The following is a 17,813-nucleotide window of genomic DNA, read 5'->3' as shown; positions in this document are numbered from 1 at the left end:
GATGAGCGGTGAAATAGATTTTCACGGCGCAAAAGTAGCCTTTTTTATCGATGACCATATTCTGGTCTATCGCCGCGACAACAAGCCGGGCATTCCCTTTCCCGACCTGCTCGATCTGCCGGGCGGAGGTCGCGAAAATGGCGAAAGCGGAGCAGAATGCGTTGCCCGCGAAACATGGGAAGAATTCGGAATACGCATCGCGACAGAGGAATTTGAACATGTGCAGACCTACCCGAATTGGCGTGGGTCAGGCGCAGTAGCCCTGTTCTTTATCTGCCGATCATCATCCGATATTCTGGACCAGATCGTCTTCGGCGACGAGGGGCAGGACTGGCAAACCATGCCGGTTGCTGAATTTCTGGCCAGCAATGATGCCGTTCCGCACTTGCAATTGCGGCTGCAGGAATATCTGAAAACCTAGGATTTCCGTCATTAAAGCTTCATAAAATGGGAATCCCGCTGTAACAATCAGCGCGTAAGACCATTCCGATGGATAGTTTCCATGGGAGTTTTTATGGCCAAGCATTTTCCCCCCTTTTCCAAAGCCGATATTCCGTTGCTCGACGTCGATCGCTATGAAGCGCGGCTCAAGCGGAAGCCACGGGTACATGCGCGGGACCGCACCCGATACCGGACGATCTGGATCTCAGACATCCATCTTGGCACACGCGGCTGCAACGCCGACCTGCTGATCGACTTTCTCGACCATGTCGATAGCGATACGCTCTATCTGGTGGGCGATATCATCGATGGCTGGCGGTTGAAGAAGAAGTTTTTCTGGCCGGACGGTCATAATGATATCATCTGGCGGATATTGAAACGGGCACGGCGCGGCACGCGGATCGTCTATATTCCGGGCAATCACGACGAGATGTTCCGCCAGTTCACCGGGTTGAATTTCGGTGGCGTGGAAATCCGGCGTTCGGCGATCCACGAGACCGCCGATGGTCGCCGTCTGCTGGTGCTGCACGGTGATGAATTCGACACGGTGATGCTCGCCCATCGCTGGCTGGCGGTCATCGGTGACGCTGCCTATGTGACCTTGATGCGGGTCAACTGGCTGGTCAACAAGATCCGTAACTGGCTGGATCTGCCTTATTGGTCATTGTCCAAAATGGCCAAGCACAAGGTCAAGAACGCGGTTGAGTTTATCGGTCGCTATGAAGAAACCGTGGCCAAGGCAGCGGAAAGTCGCGGCGTTGATGGCGTGGTTTGCGGCCATATACACACTGCCGAACATCGGGTGATCAAGGGTATCGAATATTATAATGACGGCGACTGGGTCGAAGGCTGCACCGCCTTGGTCGAATGCGACGACGGCAATATGCAGATTCTCCACTGGGCTGACGAGATCAAGGCGCGCCAGCTGCGGGAGGAACAGCCAGCCAAGTTGATATCGGTCGACGGCGGCATGGATCAAGCGGCATGAGGATCGCGCTGGTGACGGATGCCTGGCATCCGCAAGTCAATGGCGTGGTGCGAACGTTGGACACGGTTGTCCGACTGTTACGCGAAAGGGGACACCAAATACTGGTTATCTCACCGGATCAATATCGTTCCGTTCCAGCGCCGAGCTATCCTGAAATTCGCTTGGCCTTCACCCGGGCGCGCACGGTTGGCAGGCAAATCGAGCAATTTGGGGCCGACGCGGTGCATCTGGCGACAGAAGGCCCGCTCTGTGTCCAGGCGCGCCGGTGGTGTCGGCGAAATCGACGCCCTTTTACAACCGCTTATCATACACAGTTTCCAGAATATCTTGCTAAACGGACCAAATTGTCACCGCGGGTTTTCTGGCCCTATATCCGCTGGTTTCATCAGAGATCGGAAGCGATCATGGCGTCGACGGAAAGCATCCGCCACCAGTTGCGCAGCGAAAGACTGACCCATGTTCACCATTGGAGCCGGGGGGTTGATCTCGACAATTTTCGCGCCGATGCTCCGTCTCCCGCCATCTACGGGCAACTCCAGCGACCGATTCAGCTCTATGTCGGGCGCGTGGCAGTCGAAAAGAATATCGAGGCCTTTCTGAACAGCGATCAGCCTGGTTCGAAAGTCGTCGTCGGCGATGGGCCCGCGCTGGCGCGCTTGCAGGCGCATCATCCCGATGTCCATTTTGCAGGCAGAAAATCAGGCCAGGAACTGGCGGGCTATTATGCCGGCGCGGACATATTCATATTTCCCAGCAAGACCGACACTTTCGGCCTGGTGATCATTGAAGCGCTCGCCTGCGGTACGCCGGTGGCGGCCTATCCGGTGACCGGTCCGGTCGACATTCTCACCGGGACCAGCGGTGCGATGGACGCTGATCTGAACATTGCGATCCAGCGCGCGCTAAAGCTCGATTCCGCCGATTGCATCGCGCAGGGAGAAAAATATAGTTGGGACGCAAGCGCCACCCAGTTCCTGAACGGACTGGTGTCACAGGATCTGCATCCGAACTGCCATATGTCGCGCCGGATCCTCGCAAAGGCTATATTTGCGCGGGTTTAGCCAAATATCTTGCCGACTCTCTCCAGATATCCTACATAAGCTTCCAACAGGCCGTCTCCGCAAGGGGGCGGCCCTTTATTTTTACAGTGTCGCTGGCCCAAAACCGCCAGCTATCAGAAGGATGCCATCATGGCCGAACAAGCAACCCCTCTAATGCAGCATGCAACTGCCAGCTGGCTGGTGGACAATACGGCGCTCAGTTTTGAACAGATTGCAGAATTTTGCGGGATTCATATTCTCGAAGTCAACGCGATGGCGGATGATCTTGCGAGTTCCAAATATACTGGTCGCGATCCCGTTCAGGCGCACGAACTGACGCATGAGGAAATCGAGAAAGCCGAGAAAGATCCGGATTACCGGATGGTCATCCAGAAAGGCCCGGACCAGATACGCCGGACCAAGGGACCTCGCTATACGCCGGTTTCCAAACGCCAGGACAAGCCCGACGGCATTGCATGGCTATTGCGCAATCACCCGGAAATTTCCGATGCCCAGGTTGGCAAGCTGATCGGCACCACCCGGACCACCATCAGTGCCATTCGCGATCGCGAGCACTGGAATATCGCCAATATCGCGCCCAAAGATCCCGTGACCCTTGGCCTTTGTTCGCAGCGCGAACTTGACGCAGTTGTTGCCAAGGCCGCGAAAAAAGCGGGTATCGAACCGGAAATGGCAGATGACACCAAGCTCGGTGGCGACAAGGAAGCGCTGATTGCCGAACTGCATGAAGAACGCGCCCAGGCAGCCCGCGATGCAGAAGCGGCATTGTCCGGTGAAAGCGACGAAGAAGCCGCACCGGTCGAGCATACCGCAGAAACGCTCTTCAAGGATCGCTAGGCGACAGGCTTTCTGTCTGAACTGTCACTATAGCGGAACAAGGTGATTGCCAGCGCGAGAGCGCTGGCTTTTTCCGTTTATGCAGCGAGACTCGATGTCTCCAGCCCTATCAAAAACCGGATTTAACTATCCGATTAAACTGGCTTGCGCTTCTGCTGGCCATGGGTCTATGACCGGTCCATGGATGCTCCCACAAAACCACCCGCTTATGATGCCATGCTTGCCGATCACGGTTTCGATCCGATTGAATCGGACGGCCTGACCTATCCGCTCGGCGATTATGAACCGAAATTCGGCGAATATTTCGAACTGATGCCCGGTATCGGATGGACCCGGACACCGGTGCCCGGTCCGCTGGGCCATATCAACAATTGGGTGCTGACCGATCATCACGCTGATGGCAGCACCGGATTCGCAATCGCCGATACCGGATTGTTCATGCCCGAGGTCATCGATGCCTGGAAGCATCTGTTTGATACGGGCGCTCTGCAGGGGCAGCGGGCGACGAAGATCATAGTCACCCATTATCACCCCGATCATGTCGGCTGTGCCGGTTGGCTGGCCAAGCGGTTCAAGGTGCCTTTGCACATGAACCGGACGGAATGGCTGCTGACCCGCATGCTGCTCGCCGACAAGCGCGACGGTGTGCCGGAAGAGGCGCTCGATGAATGGCGTTTCTGCGGCTGGGACCAGCATCTGATCGACGAATTTGCCGAAAAGGGCTGGGGCCGTTTCGCCCGCGCGGTTTCCGACCTGCCGATAGGCCATGTCCGGATGGAAGAGGGAAGCCGGCTGCGGACCGGTGACCATGAATGGCGGGTGATGATCGGCAATGGCCACACACCCGAACATGCCTGCCTGATCGACGACACGGCCAAGGTGATGATCTCCGGCGACCAGATCCTGCCGCGGATCACGTCCAATATCTCCACCATGTTAAGCGAGCCGACCGCCGATCCGCTGGGCGAATGGCTGGCGAGCATCGACCGGTTCCGCGCCGAACTGGATAATGATCTGCTCGTTCTCCCCGCCCATGGCCGTCCCTTCCTCGGCGCGCATCAGCGGCTCGATGCGCTGGCCGAACGGCATAACGAGGCACTCGACGATCTCGAGCAGGGCCTGCGCGAAAGCCCCAAGCGGGTCGTCGACAGCTTCCCCTATTTGTTCCGCCGCCCGATCACACCGGACGTCATCGGCATGGCCAGCGGCGAGGCGATGGCAACGCTCCGCCATCTGCAATATACCGGGCGCGCGCAGCTTGAGATCAAGGATGGTACGGCCTGGTACAGCGCCGCCTGATAAGCGCGAACTACGATATTGAACCGGCCAACGTGCGTCAGCGCATGATGGTTTTTGCATCCGCTGGCGGGTTCACCTCGCCGCTGCTGCAGTGCAGGGCATAGCCGCGCAGGAATATGGCGAGCGCGACCAGCGAAATGATTCCCGCCAGGCCGAAGGGGGCTCCGGGCAGATAATGGACAGTTCCCGCGACGGTAAAGGCCGCGAAAACGGCGGCGAATAATGGCGGACCGATGACCGAGGCAATGCTCTGCAGGCTTGCCACCGCACCCTGCAGTTCACCTTGCGTTTCATCCGATACGGCATTGCTCATCAGGCCATTGATCGACGGTTGGAACAGTCCCTGTAGCGCGCCGACAGGAATGGCGATGAAGATCAGCCAAGCGTGCCCCGAACCGGCAAGGACGTAGAAGAGGCAGCTGACTGCCATGGAGATCGCTCCGAGTAGAGCCGAGTTGCGTTCGCCAACGCGCGGCACCAGCACGCGAATGAGCAGCCCCTGAACAATCGCGGCGCCGAGCCCGACGGCCGCAAAGGACAGTCCCACCCGTAATTCGCTCCAGCCAAAGGCTTCGATAAGATAAAATGCAAAGATGATCGGGAAAACGACATGCGCCGTCATCCACACGGTCAGCGCCGCGGCATACCAGAACACAATCTTGTTCTGGCCATTGAGCGCTTTCAGGGCCACGATTGCATTGGCGCGAGCCAGCTTGAACGGCCGCCGTTTTTCCGCTGGCAGGCTTTCCCTGAGCATGAAGAAGCCGAAGACCAGATTGAGCGCAGCGAGCGCACTGGCCCCGAAAAAGGGCAGGCGGGTGCCATATTCACCCAATATGCCGCCGACCGCCGGACCAATGATGAAGCCCAGCCCAAAGGCTGCGCCGATCAGGCCGAAATTCTGCGCCCGTTTTTCCGGGGAAGAAATATCGGCAATATAGGCATAGGCCGTGCTGAAACTTGCTCCCATGATCCCGGCGATGATCCGTGCGGCAAACAGCCATAACAGGGATGAGGCAAAGCCCATCAGCATATAGGCGATCGCATAGCCTCCCAGCGCCCCCAGCAGTACCGGTCGCCGGCCAAATCGATCGGACAGATTGCCGATGATCGGGCCAAAGATAAATTGCATCGCGGCATAGGCAAAGGCTAGCCAGCCGGCATAGACCGCCGCCCCTGAAATTGTGTCGCCGGTGATGCTTGTGATCAGTTTCGGCAAGACCGGCATGATGATACCAAAGCCGAGCATGTCGATCAGAACGACAAGAAATACGAAGACCAGCGATGACTTGGCTGCGGGGGTGGAAACGGATTCGGCCATGGGGCGTTGCCCTACACGCTCGGCAAAAGGAAAGGGAACCAAATATCGCGCAATTTTCATTGTCAGTTAACGCTGCTTCACTTACACGAATGTCAATGACTGACACACCAACTGACCAGCCACCGATCTGGAAATCGCATTACAACCATCCCACCCAGTGGGACCAGTTCTACCCGCCCCTGTCGATGCCCGGAATGTTCTTCCGCTCGGCCGGACGGCGCGGGGACGCGAATCTGCTCGATTTCATGGGCCGCAAATATAGCTATGCCGAAGTGGCCGCCGGCGTGGTTCGTGTGGCCAAGGGGCTTCAGGATATGGGCATCGGGAAAGGGGACCGGATCGGCCTCTATCTGCCCAATGTGCCGCATTATGTCAGCGCTTATTATGGCGCGATGGCGATCGGTGCGACGGTCGTCAATTTCTCACCGCTCTACACGGTCGATGAGCTGAATCATCAGGTGGAAGATAGCGGCACCAGAATCCTGTTCACATTGTCCGCCACCGCGCTGTTTCCGACCGCCTATCAGGTGCTCGAAGAATCTAGTCTCGAACGGCTGATTGTCGGAAGCGTTGCCGGAGCGCTGCCCGCTGGGAAAGCCCTGTTCTATTCGCTGTTCCGCCGCAAGGAGAATAGCCCGCAACCGGACGATGACCGGATCACTCCTTTTTCGGAGCTGATCAACAATGATGGCAATTACAAGGCCCCCAATATCCGGCCGGACAAGGATATTGCATTGCTGCAATATACCGGCGGCACCACCGGCACGCCAAAAGGCGCAATGTGCAGCCACCAGAATTTGACCGCCAATGCGCGGCAGATCAATGGCATCGACCCGTTTATCGATGATGTCGACCGGCTGATGGGTGTGCTGCCTTTCTTCCACGTCTTTGCCAATAGCGCCGTGCTCAATCGCACGGTCGAGCGGGGCGGGGAGATTGTGATGCTGCCGCGCTTTGATGCGAAGCAGACATTGAAAGCCATCAGCCGGACCAAGATTACCGCCATGCCCGGAGTGCCAACCATGTATCAGGCATTGCTCGACCATCCCGATATCGACAAGACCGATTTCTCATCCCTCAAGGTCTGTGTCTCGGGTGGTGCGCCCTTGCCGATGGAGCTCAAGAAGAAATTCGAGGCGAAGACCGGTGCCAAGCTGGTCGAGGGCTATGGCCTGACCGAAAGCTGCGGCGTGGTCAGCGCCAATCCCTATGAAGGCCTCAACAAGCCCGGGACCATCGGTCAGCCGATGCCGGGGACCTGGGTCAAGCTGGTTGACAAGGCCGATCCGACAAAGCCCGTTCCCGAAGGCGAACCGGGAGAATTGATATTCTCCGGTCCACAGGTGATGCAAGGTTACTGGAATCTGCCGCAGGAAGACGAACAGGTGTTTGTCGATGGTTTCCTGCGTACCGGGGATGTCGCGACGATCGACGAGGATGGTTATATCAAGATTGTCGACCGGCTGAAGGACATGATAGCGGTTGGCGGTTTCAAGGTCTTCCCGAGCCAGGTCGAGGAAGTGCTCTACAAGCATGAAGCGGTCAAGGAAGCGCTGGTGATCGGTGTTCCCGACGCCTATCGGGGAGAGAGCCCCAAGGCCTATGTCTCGCTGGAACCGGGAATGGCCATTTCCGGTGAAGAACTGAAAAATTGGCTTAACCCGCAGCTCGGCAAGCATGAGCGGGTCGTGGATGTCGTGATCCGTGACAGTCTGCCCAAAACAATGATCGGCAAGCTGGATCGCAAGGCATTACGGGAGGACGAACTGGGTTAGCACCGACAGGGCAAGCGGCTTTTATCTATTGGTAGAGCGCAATTTCTCGCCCCGTTTGGAGTGGAAGACTTGTGCTTTGGAAGCATAATCTTTCACCGCATAAAGCTGTTGATCTGCGGCCTCAAGCAAGCTGTTGGCTGTCTTGCCGTCCTGCGGCCAAGAGGCAGTCCCGATGCTCGCCTGGACCCGAATGACATGGTCCTGAACAATACAGGGCGGGACCAGCGCCGTCAGAATATGGTCGGCACAGGCGGAACTGGATATGGTTGAATCCGGGGAAAATAAAATGGCGAATTCATCGCCACCCATGCGCGCGACGATACCATTTTTCCCGCACGCCCGCTGGAGCCGGTTGGCTACATCTATCAGTAATTGATCACCGACAGCATGACCGAATTGGTCATTGATCGGCTTGAATCCATCAAGATCCAACAGGGCTACGGTAAATTCGCGCTCGTGATCTTCCTCTGCGATCTGACGCTCGAGATGTTCGGCCAATACCCGGCGGTTGAACAGGCCGGTGAGCGGATCGGTATGGGCCAGTTCACTCATATCATGTTGCAGGACCAGCAAATGGATGAACTGGTCGTTCTGCTGCGTGATCAGGCGGAACAGAAATGTCGAAACCATGACCAGGCTGGCTGCAGCTGACCAGGCAACCGGGTCACCGGACAATAGCAGGATGATTGTGATCGGGACTATGCCGATGATGATATTGAGTATCGCCGCCAGCCGGATCGTGGCCAGGGTATAGATGGTCGTGAGCGATCCCATGGCGAGGGTGAAGGGATAGAACAGCCGCATATCGTCAGGTGCATTGACCCAACTGAGCACGCACCAGGCGCTGACGAGGACGCAGATGGTTGCCGAGAAAAATGTCGCTTCGGCGATGAATTTGCGCGCCCGGTCCGGACTGCCCGAAGCGTTGCGGTCCTTGATCAGCGAAACAAAGCCGACCAGGCAAAAGCTGCCCATCGCCAGCGGCATGCCATAGCGTAACCAAGGATCGGCACCAGCGCTGGAGGCATAGAGAACGAAGGGGATGGTCAGAAACATCGCCAGAAACAAAGCGCGCGACTGGCTTTGCAGGCGCGTCGCGCTCAAAATGGCAAATTCGTCCCGGACCACCTCCGGAACCGCTGGGATAAGCCGCTGTAGATATTGTCGGATGGCTGACTGCATGGCGCGTTGCTAGCGACTATTTGTAAAGGTCTCGTTAAGCCTAGTATCCGTTCGTATCATGCAGTTCGCAAGGGGCCTGCAGCGGGCTCGTGATACATTGGTTTACTTCGAATTAACCGACAATGTTTAGCATGATCTACTCTGAAACCCAGCTCAGGAGCCATCATGTCATTTGAAAACGCCAGTCCGATTGTCCCGTCGCAAAACAGCGCGGCAGAGGCTGTGAAGCGAGGCGCGGTTCATCCGAGTCTGCCGCAAAATGACAGCCAGGCGCAGCGCGCGCAGCGCCGGGCTCAGATCAACCAAACCTCTACAATATATCAATGGACCACAGACGTTGCGACCTTGCCCGGCGTACCGCTGGCTACGCAAGTGCCCTCCGATGATCAGCCCTCGATCCAATGGTGGTTCGAAGTACTCCAGGTGGGCATCGCGATATTGAACAACGTCAAGGCTGTCCTGCTGCAGCCGATATTCAAGGCGCTCAGCCAGGCAGGACAGAAAATTATCACCGATGCACTGGCGGAGGCCGAGGAGCTTGCGTCGAAAGTGGAAGCGTTGCGCGAAAAACATCGCGTGGAAATTGCCGGCCCCGGTCTCGAGAGCGCTATCGAGCAGGCGGTACACGGCGCCGATATCGAAGCCCTGATAGCCTATGACAGCGTCCTTCGCGACATAATAACCGTGATAATCGACGTCCTTAAGGCCGAAGAAGTGGCGAATACGCGTTCGATCGAGGCCTATCGCGATCTGTATCAGACCCTCCCGGTCCCCGGAATCGCCTATACATTCCAGGATGATGACGAATTTGCCCGGCTACGGGTGGCGGGACCCAATCCGATGTTGCTGCAAGGCATTGACCAGATTCCCGACAAGTTTCCGGTGACGGCGGCGCAATATGCATCCGTCATGGGCGGGGACAGTCTCGCCAGGGCGCTTGCCGAAGGCCGGGTATTTCTGTGCGATTACACGGACCTGGAGGTGCTTGTTGCGGGCGTCTGGCAAGGACATGCCAAATTTGTCTACCGTCCGATGGCTTTGTTCGCCGTCCCGCCGGGTGGATCTTCGCTCCGGCCGGTTGCGATCCAGTGCGGGCAGGAGAATGGTCAATATCCGGTGATGACCCCCTCGGACGCCGCGTCGGACAAATGGGGCTGGGAAATGGCGAAATTTGTCGTCCAGGTCGCCGACTGCAATTATCACGAACTGTTCGTCCATCTTGCCGGCACCCATCTGGTCAGCGAAGCCATTGCCGTTGCGACCCGCCGCAATCTCGCCGATGTCCATCCGCTCTGGTCATTGCTGGTGCCGCATTTTGAAGGAACATTGTTCATCAACAATCTGGCGGTGGAAACATTGATCAACAAGGGTGGTCCGATCGACGCTTTCTTTGGCGGCACGATCGAGTCCAGTCAGGCCGCTGCGGTCCAGGCGCGCCTGTCTTTCGATTTTTACAAGAAAATGACGCCGGTTGATTTTGCCGAGCGAAACGTCGCCGATACTGCCAGCTTGCCGGACTATCCCTATCGCGAAGACGCTCTGCTCGTCTGGTCTGCAATCCACGACTGGGCCGCACAATATATCGATATCTATTATGCCGATGACGATGCCGTGACCGGAGATACCGAACTGGCTTTATGGCGCGCATCCATTGCATCGGAAGGCCATATTGTCGGGTTCAGGCCGATAACCACACGTGCCCAGCTGGTCGACGTCTGCACGATGATCATCTTTACCGCCAGCGCCCAGCATGCTGCGGTCAATTTCCCGCAACGCACGATGATGACTTTTGCCCCGGCTGTTACCGGAGCGGGCTGGACAGCTGCGCCCACCGAACAGAAGGATCACAGCAAGGCGGAATGGCTGGAATATATGCCGCCTATGTCTTTGGGATTGCTGCAATTATCGTCACTGGAACTGCTCGGTTCGGTCTATTATCGCCCGCTCGGCGATTATCGTACTAACCGCTTTCCATATAAAAACTGGTTTCAGGACCCCGCTATCATCGGCGATGAAGGACCGTTGGCGCGCTTTAAGGCTGGATTGAGAGCGGTCGAATCGAGGATCATCGCGCGCAATCAACGCCGGATGCATCCCTATGTCTATCTGCAGCCGAGCCAGATCCCGACCAGCACCAATATCTAGCGGCGGCAGTTTCCAACAGACCTGCGCAGTCCCGGATCAGTCCGGGCTGCGTGCTGCCAAAATGCGCTTATTCCGCTTCTCCACGGCCTGAAATGCCTTGAAAACGCCGAGATTCGGATCAGTTTTGCCGTTTTTGCCCAGATTTTCCAACTGTTCGTAAAACCAGTAGATAACGGCGAAGCTGGCCATTGCCTTGACGATCTGAAACCGCATCAGAAAGCCCAGCCAACCAGGGAGAAGGTGAAGCCTGTCCTCGAACCGCGGTAATGCTTCCAACCCTTCCAATAAACGCTTCGGCGCATCAGTCATTACGCACATCGGACGCCCCAGACCGATCAGATCGGCGGCACCACTGGCGAGCGCGGTTTCCATCGCCGCCCGGGTCCGAAAGCCGCCGGTCACCATCAGTGGCACCTTGACCGCATCCTGCATCGCTTTTGCGAAATCGACGAAATAGGCCTCTCGTGCCTTAGTCGACGGCGCGACATTCTGCTCCTCTTTTTCTTCTATCCCGTCCGCGCCCATCAGCGCGGGCTGTTCATAGGTGCCGCCGGAGATTTCCACCAGATCGACACTGGCGTCTTCCAGCCATTTTAGCACCTGCAGACTGTCCTCGAAATTAAACCCGCCTTTCTGGAAATCGGCGCTGTTCAGCTTGACCGAAATCGGGAAATCGGGACCGACTGCTGCGCGCGTCTTTGCCACCACCGCAAGCAGGAAGCGGGCCCGGTTCTCCAGACTGCCGCCATATTCGTCGGTGCGCTGATTGGACCGCGGGCTGAGAAAACTGCTCAGCAGATAACCGTGAGCGGCATGAACCTGGGCGCCGGTGAAACCGGCTTCCTGACAGGTTTTGGCTGCCAGTGCGAAGCGGTCGACCAGTTCTTCAATCTCTCCCGTTGTCAGAGCAACCGGTTCGCCAAATTGTCCGCCGGGCAGGCCGAGTTTGACGGCCGACGGCGCCTTGGGATGTTTGTTGACATTGCTTTGCGTCTGTCGACCGGCATGGCTGATCTGGGCCCAGAAATGATTGCCGTTCCGCGTTGCCGCCTGCGCCCAGCTTTTCAGTGCTGTCATCATGGCGTCGTCCGCAACGCGATCGATGATGACATTGCCGGGGCGCTCCAGATGGTTGCGATCGATCAGGATATTGCCGCTGAGCAACATTCCCGCACCGCCGTCCGACCAGAGCCCGTAAAGCCGTTCCAGTTCCGCTGTCGGTACGCCATCCGGCGTTGCCATGCCTTCTGTCATTGCGGCCTTTGCGAGACGGTTGGGCAATGTGGCTCCGCAAGGAAGCGTCAGTGGGTTGGGAAGGGAGACGGTCATGGAAATAGCCTTGGAATGTAAATTTCAATGGAAAACTGATTCTGTCGCATGGAGCAATTTTTGGCAAGCAGAACTGGCCAATTGTGTCATAAAATGCCGGATAATCTGTCTATTTGGCTTTTCCGATAAATAGGCTATAGTGTTCATTACAGATCGCACGGGGGCAAACTTCCGGTGATCATTGGAGATGATATTCTGAGGGGAATAGAAATGGTCGCAGCAGCGTCTCGAAAATCGGTTAGCAAGCATCAAGCGCGTCAGGACGTGCAAACTATTGGTGTCCGCTGGGACAAGAAAATGAGCAACAATTGCGCGGCTGCGTTGCTTGTATACACATTGGCGCAAATTTTCATCGTGCTGCGCTTCATCGAAACCAAGGGCATGTCGATCGCCCCCTATTTCGGGCTGATCCTGCTGGTTGCCGTGATCATTCCCTTTTGTCGCAATTTTGAGAAACGCTGGGCCAATATGAGCAACAGCGGCCTTTCCGAACAAAGTCTAGCGGCAAAATTCCGCGCCGATCAGGTCATTCTGTGGTTACTGGCTCTGGGACTGCCTGTCCTCTTCGTTGCCGTGATCAAAGCCATTGCGTCGATACTCTGAAAATCGTTTCCCAAACGGACTATTGTTTCGCCATCATTTAGCAGCAGATCGTTGACCTTGCCGGGCACCGCACCTATGTCCGGCCCATGCTGAAACCTTCCGAAGCGCAGGACCGCGCCGACTCTCTCATTTCTCAAGCCAAAAAAGCCGGCGCCGATGCTGCCGACGCCATCTATGTGTGCGACGCCGCAACACAGGTGCAGATGCGCCTTGGCAATCTCGAAGATGTCGAGCGTTCGGAAGGCGAAGAAATTGGCCTCAGGGTTTTTGTCGGCAGGCGCTCGGCAACCGTGTCTTCCTCCGACATGGATCCGCAAATCCTGTCGTCTTTGGTCGGACGCGCACTGGATATGGCCAAAGAGGCGCCGGAAGACCAATATGCCGGTCTCGCGCCCGAAGAATTGCTGCTGAAAACGGAACCCCACGCAATCGAGGGTGATGACGGACAGGACCCGGACCCAGAATTGTTGCGCGAACTTGCGTTGAAAGCGGAAGACGCTGCCCGGGCAGTGACGGGCGTTACCAACAGCGAAGGCGGCGGAGCCAGTGCCGGTCGCAGCATCGTTGCGCTGGCGACGAGCCACGGGTTTTCCGGAGCCTATTCCACCAGCGGTTACAGCCTGTCAGCGAGCGTCATTGCCGGAGAAGGCGACGGAATGGAACGCGACTATGCCTATGACAGCGTCCGTTTTCTGGAAGATCTCGACGATCCGGAAAAAATTGGCCGGGAAGCCGGAGAACGGGCGGTCTCGCGGCTCAACCCGGTGCGATTTGACTCGGGCGCCATGCCGGTCGTCTACGATCCTCGCGTCGGCAATAGCCTGCTCGGCCATTTTGTCAGTGCAATTGCGGGGGCCAGCATCGCGCGCAAGACCAGCTTTCTGCTCGATGCGCTTGATACACAGATATTCGACAGTGCCCTGACCGTCATCGACTGTCCGCACCGCAAGCGCGGTCTCCGGTCGAAAGCATTTGACGGCGAAGGGCTGCCCACGGCGAAAACCAAGTTGATCGACAATGGTCGCCTGACCCAATGGATCATGGAGAGCGCATCGGCGCGCCAGCTGGGCCTGCAACCCACCGGACATGCTTCGCGCGGCGTTGGCGGAGCACCGGGTGTCAGCGTCACCAATCTGCATATGAGCAACGGTTCGGTCAGCAAGGCGGAACTGATCAGGGATATCAAGCACGGCGTCTATATCACCGAATTGATCGGCATGGGTGTCAACCCGGTCACCGGCGATTACAGCCGCGGTGCGGGCGGTTTCCTCATTACCGATGGCGAGATCGGACCGCCGGTCTCGGAAATCACCATTGCCGGCAATTTGAAAGATATGTTCAAGAGCCTGATCGCGGCTGATGATCTGGAATATATCTACAGCGTCAATGTCCCGACTTTGCGCACAGACAGTATGACGGTGGCGGGCGGCTGAACAAAACCGTAGGTTGCGAGCCTGTCGAACCACGCCTATCGGACTGGAATGGCCCTTCGACAAGCTCAGGGCTAACGGAGAAACTCGTGGCTGACATGGATTTTGAACGAGTCATCGCAATCGCTCAGGAGGCCGGGGAGCTGGCCATGCGCGACTGGAAACTGGGCCGGAAAGCCGACAAGACCTGGATCAAATCACCGGGACAGATTGTCAGCGACGCCGATTTGGCGGTCGATCGCTTTTTGCGCAGCGAACTGGAAAAGCTGGTGCCAACCGCCGGCTGGCTCTCCGAAGAAACCCATATCGATCATAGCGGTGCCGGTGATGAGCTGACCTGGGTGGTCGACCCGATTGACGGTACCAAGGATTTTGTCGCCGGCAAGACCGGATGGTGCATCTCGGTGGCGCTGGTGCATGGCGATGACCCGGTTTTCGGCGTGCTCGTCGCTCCGGCCATGGAGGAAACCTGGGTTGGCAAAGCGGGTAGTCACAGTGAAGTCAACGGCAGGGCGCTCACCGCCAGCCGCCGCCAGCAATATGAGGGATGCCGGATCCCGGCTGAAATCCTGCCCCCGGACATCCATCTGACAGCCGTGCCAAAGCCGAACAGTATCGCGCTAAGAATGGCGATGGTTGCGGATGATCGGGCCGATGTTGTCGCTTCCACTCGCTGGGGCCATGAATGGGATATCGCGGCGGCCCATGTCATTGCCGCCGAAGCCGGCGCCAGCGTCACCAATGCGCTCGGTGAAACGCTGGTCTATAACGGCACCCACGGCAAGGCGCTCGGCGTATTGTGCTGCTCGCAAAATCTATATCAAGAGGCCGTGCAGCGGATCGGCAAATATGTCACCGAAAACGGCGCCAGCCACTAAGCGGGACGGATCGCCCGCGGTCTTGTCCAGAGCCCCTGACGGTCGGTCCGGCCCGATTTGATCAGTGCCTGACCAAAGGCTTTCACTATCCAGCCCAGTTTTTTGCCCTTGCCTGTGTAAATTCGCCGATCAAGCGAAGCGCCGTCGCTCTTTTTGATTTCCCGCGCAATATCGCCATAAATGCCGGCTGCTGCCAGCACCGCCCAGCGCGACCGGAAAGGCAGGCTTGATGCGCCCACACGCGCAGAAATTTCATATTCTCCGGCGAGATCACAAAGCCGGTTGATCAGCAGGATCAATGCGTCCCGGCGGGCGGGATCCATGATATGATCGGGGTCAATGCGCGCTTCGGCCAGCCAGGTTTTCGGTAAATAGCATCTGCCCGCCTGGGCATCCTCGGCGACATCGCGTGCAATATTCGCCAGCTGGAAGGCCAGCCCCAGATCACAGGCGCGATCGAGTATCTCCTGATCTCTTGCCGAAACGCCCATAACCACGGCCATCATGCAGCCGACCGCGCCCGCGACATGATAGCAATATTGAAACAGATCCGCTTCACTTTCCGGTCGCCAGCCATGGGCATCCAGCGCAAATCCGTCGATCATGTCATCGGCGAAATATTTTGGAATATGGCATTCTTGCGCGACGACTCCGAAAGCATCAAACGGGGGATTGCCGGTCTGCTCGCCGCCATGCGCGCGCGCAGTCATCATCCGCATCGCTGCAATGGTTTTCTCCGGATTGTGTACCGTCGACATACCATGACCATGATCCTGACCGTCAGCAAGATCATCGCAAGCGCGGCACCAGTAATAAAGCAGCCAGGCTCGCTCGCGGGTCTGCTTCGCAAAGAGCTTTGACGCCCGGGCGAAGGATTTTGACCCGCGTTCTATGCTGGTCCTGGCGTGAATGACGAGATTGGTACGATTCATGGGATTATACCGTTCGTGCTGAGCTTGTCGAAATGCGCTTCTCGGCCAGATGGTTCGGTTTGACGGGCTTATCCCTCACGCCAGATCCTCCAGCATCAGTTCGGCGGTTGCCTTGGCGCTGCCGACTACGCCCGGGATTCCGGCCCCGGGATGAGTGCCGGCACCGACAAAATAGAGATTGTCGATCACATCGTCGCGATTATGCACCCGGAACCACGCGCTTTGTGTGAGCAGCGGCTCGAGGCTGAATGCGCTGCCGAGATGGGCATTGAGATCACTGCCGAAATCCTGTGGCGTATAGTGAAAACTGGTGACGATACGGTCATGAATGTCGGGGATCAGCCGATGGCCGATCTCATCCAATATGCGCTTCTTGTAAATCGGGCCCATGACTTCCCAGTCGATCGGCAGCTTGCCCTGATGCGGCACCGGCGCGAGCACGTAGAAGGTGCTATGACCTTCGGGGGCCATTGCCGGATCGGTGACCGTCGGGTGATGGAGATAGAGCGAGAAGTCGCTGGGCAGCACGCCATTGTCATAGATATCCGCGAGCAGGCCTTTGTAGCGCGGTCCGAACAGGATCATATGATGCGGGATGCCCGGCCAGCTTCCCTTCACGCCAAAATGGACGACGAAGAGCGATGGCGAATATTTCTTCTTCTTCAGCTTCTCGGTAACGGTCGCGCTGCGATGTTTGTGACCAAGCAGGTCGCGATAGCTGTGCATGACATCGGCGTTGGTGGCGACCGCGTCAAAGCGTTCGCTCCAGCCTGATTTGCAGGTGACGCCCGATGCCCGATCGCCGATCGTATCGATCCTGGTCACCGGATCGTTGAGCCGGATCACCCCGCCAATCCGTTCGAAATGCTTGACCATCGCCGAGACCAGCATATTGGTTCCGCCCTTGGCAAACCAGACACCGCCAAGCCGCTCCAGCTTGTGGATCAGGCCGTAAATCGCGCTGGTCTTCATCGGATTGCCGCCGACCAGCAGCGATTGAAAGGACAGAAACTCGCGCAATTTTTCGTTTTTCACAAAGCCGGACACTTTGGAATAGACCGAACGATAGGCTTCATATTTCATCAGGGCAGGGGCCGCCTTGATCATCGATTTGAAATCGAGAAACGCCTTGGTGCCGAGCTTGACATAGCCCTCCTCGTAAAGCCCGCCGCTATATTCGAGGAATTTCTTGTAACCCTCGACATCATCAGGCTCGATCGCCGCGATATTGGCGTAAAGCTCCTGCGGATCGTTGACATAATCGAAATTCGTACCGTCCGGCCAGTTCAGCCGGTAGAATGGCGATACCGGCATCAGTTCGATATCCTTGGCCATGTCATTTCCGGTCAATTCCCACAGCTGCGACAGGCAATCCGGGTCGGTGATAACGGTCGGGCCGCCGTCGAAGATAAAGCCTTCTTTCTCCCAATAATAAGCCCGCCCGCCCGGCTTGTCGCGGCCTTCCAATATAGTCGTCTGAATGCCGGCGGATTGCAGCCGGATCGCGAGCGCCAGGCCGCCAAAGCCGGAACCGACCACGGCCGCTTTCTTGAACAATTCACTCTGGGATTTTGCAACTTCATTCATCGAAT

The 17,813-nt window shown here is 57.2% G+C and carries 15 protein-coding genes; 10 read left to right on the top strand and 5 right to left on the bottom strand.

Going from position 1 to position 17,813, the window contains the following annotated elements; all coding sequences use genetic code 11:
* Nucleotide 1 precedes the first annotated feature (1 nt).
* The 5 genes from AZE99_RS09670 (at nucleotide 2) to AZE99_RS09650 (ending at nucleotide 4,626) form a co-directional block, all read left to right on the top strand.
* Nucleotides 2-421, top strand: coding sequence for an NUDIX hydrolase (locus tag AZE99_RS09670; protein ID WP_067200324.1), 420 nt, complete (start codon nucleotides 2-4; stop codon nucleotides 419-421).
* 93 nt (nucleotides 422-514) lie between these two features.
* A complete protein-coding gene (locus tag AZE99_RS09665; protein ID WP_082788314.1) occupies nucleotides 515-1,429 on the top strand; it encodes a UDP-2,3-diacylglucosamine diphosphatase in 915 nt (304 codons plus the stop codon).
* On the top strand, nucleotides 1,426-2,490 hold the full coding sequence (locus tag AZE99_RS09660) for a glycosyltransferase family 4 protein (RefSeq protein WP_067200321.1): 1,065 nt from the start codon (nucleotides 1,426-1,428) through the stop codon (nucleotides 2,488-2,490). Before AZE99_RS09665 ends, AZE99_RS09660 begins: the two co-directional genes overlap by 4 nt.
* Before the next feature lie 153 nt (nucleotides 2,491-2,643).
* Nucleotides 2,644-3,327 carry a DUF1013 domain-containing protein gene (locus AZE99_RS09655; protein WP_067200318.1) on the top strand — a complete coding sequence of 228 codons (684 nt, stop codon included), beginning with the start codon at nucleotides 2,644-2,646 and terminating at the stop codon, nucleotides 3,325-3,327.
* Nucleotides 3,328-3,507: 180 nt separating this feature from the next.
* On the top strand, nucleotides 3,508-4,626 hold the full coding sequence (locus AZE99_RS09650) for an MBL fold metallo-hydrolase (protein WP_067200315.1): 1,119 nt from the start codon (nucleotides 3,508-3,510) through the stop codon (nucleotides 4,624-4,626).
* A gap of 37 nt (nucleotides 4,627-4,663) precedes the next feature.
* Here the strand turns inward: AZE99_RS09650 and AZE99_RS09645 are convergent, their stop codons facing one another.
* Nucleotides 4,664-5,947 carry a TCR/Tet family MFS transporter gene (locus AZE99_RS09645; RefSeq protein WP_082788313.1) on the bottom strand — a complete coding sequence of 428 codons (1,284 nt, stop codon included), beginning with the start codon at nucleotides 5,945-5,947 and terminating at the stop codon, nucleotides 4,664-4,666.
* Between the two features lie 95 nt (nucleotides 5,948-6,042).
* On the opposite strand from AZE99_RS09645, the gene AZE99_RS09640 reads away from it, so the two are divergent.
* A complete protein-coding gene (locus AZE99_RS09640) occupies nucleotides 6,043-7,722 on the top strand; it encodes a long-chain-fatty-acid--CoA ligase (RefSeq protein WP_067203523.1) in 1,680 nt (559 codons plus the stop codon).
* 21 nt (nucleotides 7,723-7,743) lie between these two features.
* On the opposite strand, the gene AZE99_RS09635 is transcribed toward AZE99_RS09640, so the two are convergent.
* Nucleotides 7,744-8,904, bottom strand: a complete 1,161-nt coding sequence (locus AZE99_RS09635; RefSeq protein WP_067200312.1) for a GGDEF domain-containing protein — start codon at nucleotides 8,902-8,904, stop codon at nucleotides 7,744-7,746.
* Nucleotides 8,905-9,069: 165 nt separating this feature from the next.
* Here AZE99_RS09635 and AZE99_RS09630 point away from each other — a divergent pair, with 165 nt between their 5' ends.
* Complete coding sequence (locus tag AZE99_RS09630) at nucleotides 9,070-11,049, top strand: lipoxygenase family protein (protein ID WP_082788312.1); 1,980 nt, start codon at nucleotides 9,070-9,072, stop codon at nucleotides 11,047-11,049.
* Nucleotides 11,050-11,085: 36 nt separating this feature from the next.
* Here the strand turns inward: AZE99_RS09630 and AZE99_RS09625 are convergent, their stop codons facing one another.
* Entirely contained in the window at nucleotides 11,086-12,378 is a 1,293-nt protein-coding gene (locus tag AZE99_RS09625; protein ID WP_067200309.1) for an NADH:flavin oxidoreductase/NADH oxidase family protein, read from the bottom strand.
* Nucleotides 12,379-12,675: 297 nt separating this feature from the next.
* Between AZE99_RS09625 and AZE99_RS09620 the strand changes: the two genes are divergently transcribed.
* From AZE99_RS09620 to AZE99_RS09610, 3 genes are all read left to right on the top strand, one after another.
* The gene (locus AZE99_RS09620; protein ID WP_156472192.1) at nucleotides 12,676-12,981 is read left to right on the top strand and encodes a hypothetical protein; all 306 of its coding nucleotides are present in this window, start codon (nucleotides 12,676-12,678) and stop codon (nucleotides 12,979-12,981) included.
* Nucleotides 12,982-13,067: 86 nt separating this feature from the next.
* Complete coding sequence (locus tag AZE99_RS09615) at nucleotides 13,068-14,414, top strand: TldD/PmbA family protein (protein ID WP_067200304.1); 1,347 nt, start codon at nucleotides 13,068-13,070, stop codon at nucleotides 14,412-14,414.
* Nucleotides 14,415-14,509: 95 nt separating this feature from the next.
* Nucleotides 14,510-15,289, top strand: coding sequence for an inositol monophosphatase family protein (locus tag AZE99_RS09610; protein ID WP_067200301.1), 780 nt, complete (start codon nucleotides 14,510-14,512; stop codon nucleotides 15,287-15,289).
* Here AZE99_RS09610 and AZE99_RS09605 read toward each other — a convergent pair.
* Both AZE99_RS09605 and AZE99_RS09600 read right to left on the bottom strand, forming a co-directional pair.
* On the bottom strand, nucleotides 15,286-16,221 hold the full coding sequence (locus AZE99_RS09605) for a phytoene/squalene synthase family protein (RefSeq protein ID WP_067200298.1): 936 nt from the start codon (nucleotides 16,219-16,221) through the stop codon (nucleotides 15,286-15,288). The two genes, AZE99_RS09610 and AZE99_RS09605, sit on opposite strands and share 4 nt — an antisense overlap.
* A 75-nt stretch (nucleotides 16,222-16,296) precedes the next feature.
* Nucleotides 16,297-17,808, bottom strand: a complete 1,512-nt coding sequence (locus AZE99_RS09600) for a phytoene desaturase (RefSeq protein ID WP_082788311.1) — start codon at nucleotides 17,806-17,808, stop codon at nucleotides 16,297-16,299.
* Between the last annotated feature and the right edge of the window lie 5 nt (nucleotides 17,809-17,813).

Origin of the sequence: Sphingorhabdus sp. M41 (assembly GCF_001586275.1) — a bacterium.
Lineage (GTDB): Bacteria > Pseudomonadota > Alphaproteobacteria > Sphingomonadales > Sphingomonadaceae > Parasphingorhabdus.
This window is presented reverse-complemented; position numbering and strand designations above follow the sequence as displayed.

Coding starts and splice junctions, on each gene's coding strand:
- AZE99_RS09670 (WP_067200324.1), top strand. CDS start 2: ATGAGCGGTGAAATAGATTTTCACGGCGCAAAAGTAGCCTTTTTTATC.
- AZE99_RS09665 (WP_082788314.1), top strand. CDS start 515: ATGGCCAAGCATTTTCCCCCCTTTTCCAAAGCCGATATTCCGTTGCTC.
- AZE99_RS09660 (WP_067200321.1), top strand. CDS start 1,426: ATGAGGATCGCGCTGGTGACGGATGCCTGGCATCCGCAAGTCAATGGC.
- AZE99_RS09655 (WP_067200318.1), top strand. CDS start 2,644: ATGCAGCATGCAACTGCCAGCTGGCTGGTGGACAATACGGCGCTCAGT.
- AZE99_RS09650 (WP_067200315.1), top strand. CDS start 3,508: ATGGATGCTCCCACAAAACCACCCGCTTATGATGCCATGCTTGCCGAT.
- AZE99_RS09645 (WP_082788313.1), bottom strand. CDS start 5,947: ATGGCCGAATCCGTTTCCACCCCCGCAGCCAAGTCATCGCTGGTCTTC.
- AZE99_RS09640 (WP_067203523.1), top strand. CDS start 6,043: ATGACTGACACACCAACTGACCAGCCACCGATCTGGAAATCGCATTAC.
- AZE99_RS09635 (WP_067200312.1), bottom strand. CDS start 8,904: ATGCAGTCAGCCATCCGACAATATCTACAGCGGCTTATCCCAGCGGTT.
- AZE99_RS09630 (WP_082788312.1), top strand. CDS start 9,070: ATGTCATTTGAAAACGCCAGTCCGATTGTCCCGTCGCAAAACAGCGCG.
- AZE99_RS09625 (WP_067200309.1), bottom strand. CDS start 12,378: ATGACCGTCTCCCTTCCCAACCCACTGACGCTTCCTTGCGGAGCCACA.
- AZE99_RS09620 (WP_156472192.1), top strand. CDS start 12,676: ATGAGCAACAATTGCGCGGCTGCGTTGCTTGTATACACATTGGCGCAA.
- AZE99_RS09615 (WP_067200304.1), top strand. CDS start 13,068: ATGCTGAAACCTTCCGAAGCGCAGGACCGCGCCGACTCTCTCATTTCT.
- AZE99_RS09610 (WP_067200301.1), top strand. CDS start 14,510: ATGGATTTTGAACGAGTCATCGCAATCGCTCAGGAGGCCGGGGAGCTG.
- AZE99_RS09605 (WP_067200298.1), bottom strand. CDS start 16,221: ATGAATCGTACCAATCTCGTCATTCACGCCAGGACCAGCATAGAACGC.
- AZE99_RS09600 (WP_082788311.1), bottom strand. CDS start 17,808: ATGAATGAAGTTGCAAAATCCCAGAGTGAATTGTTCAAGAAAGCGGCC.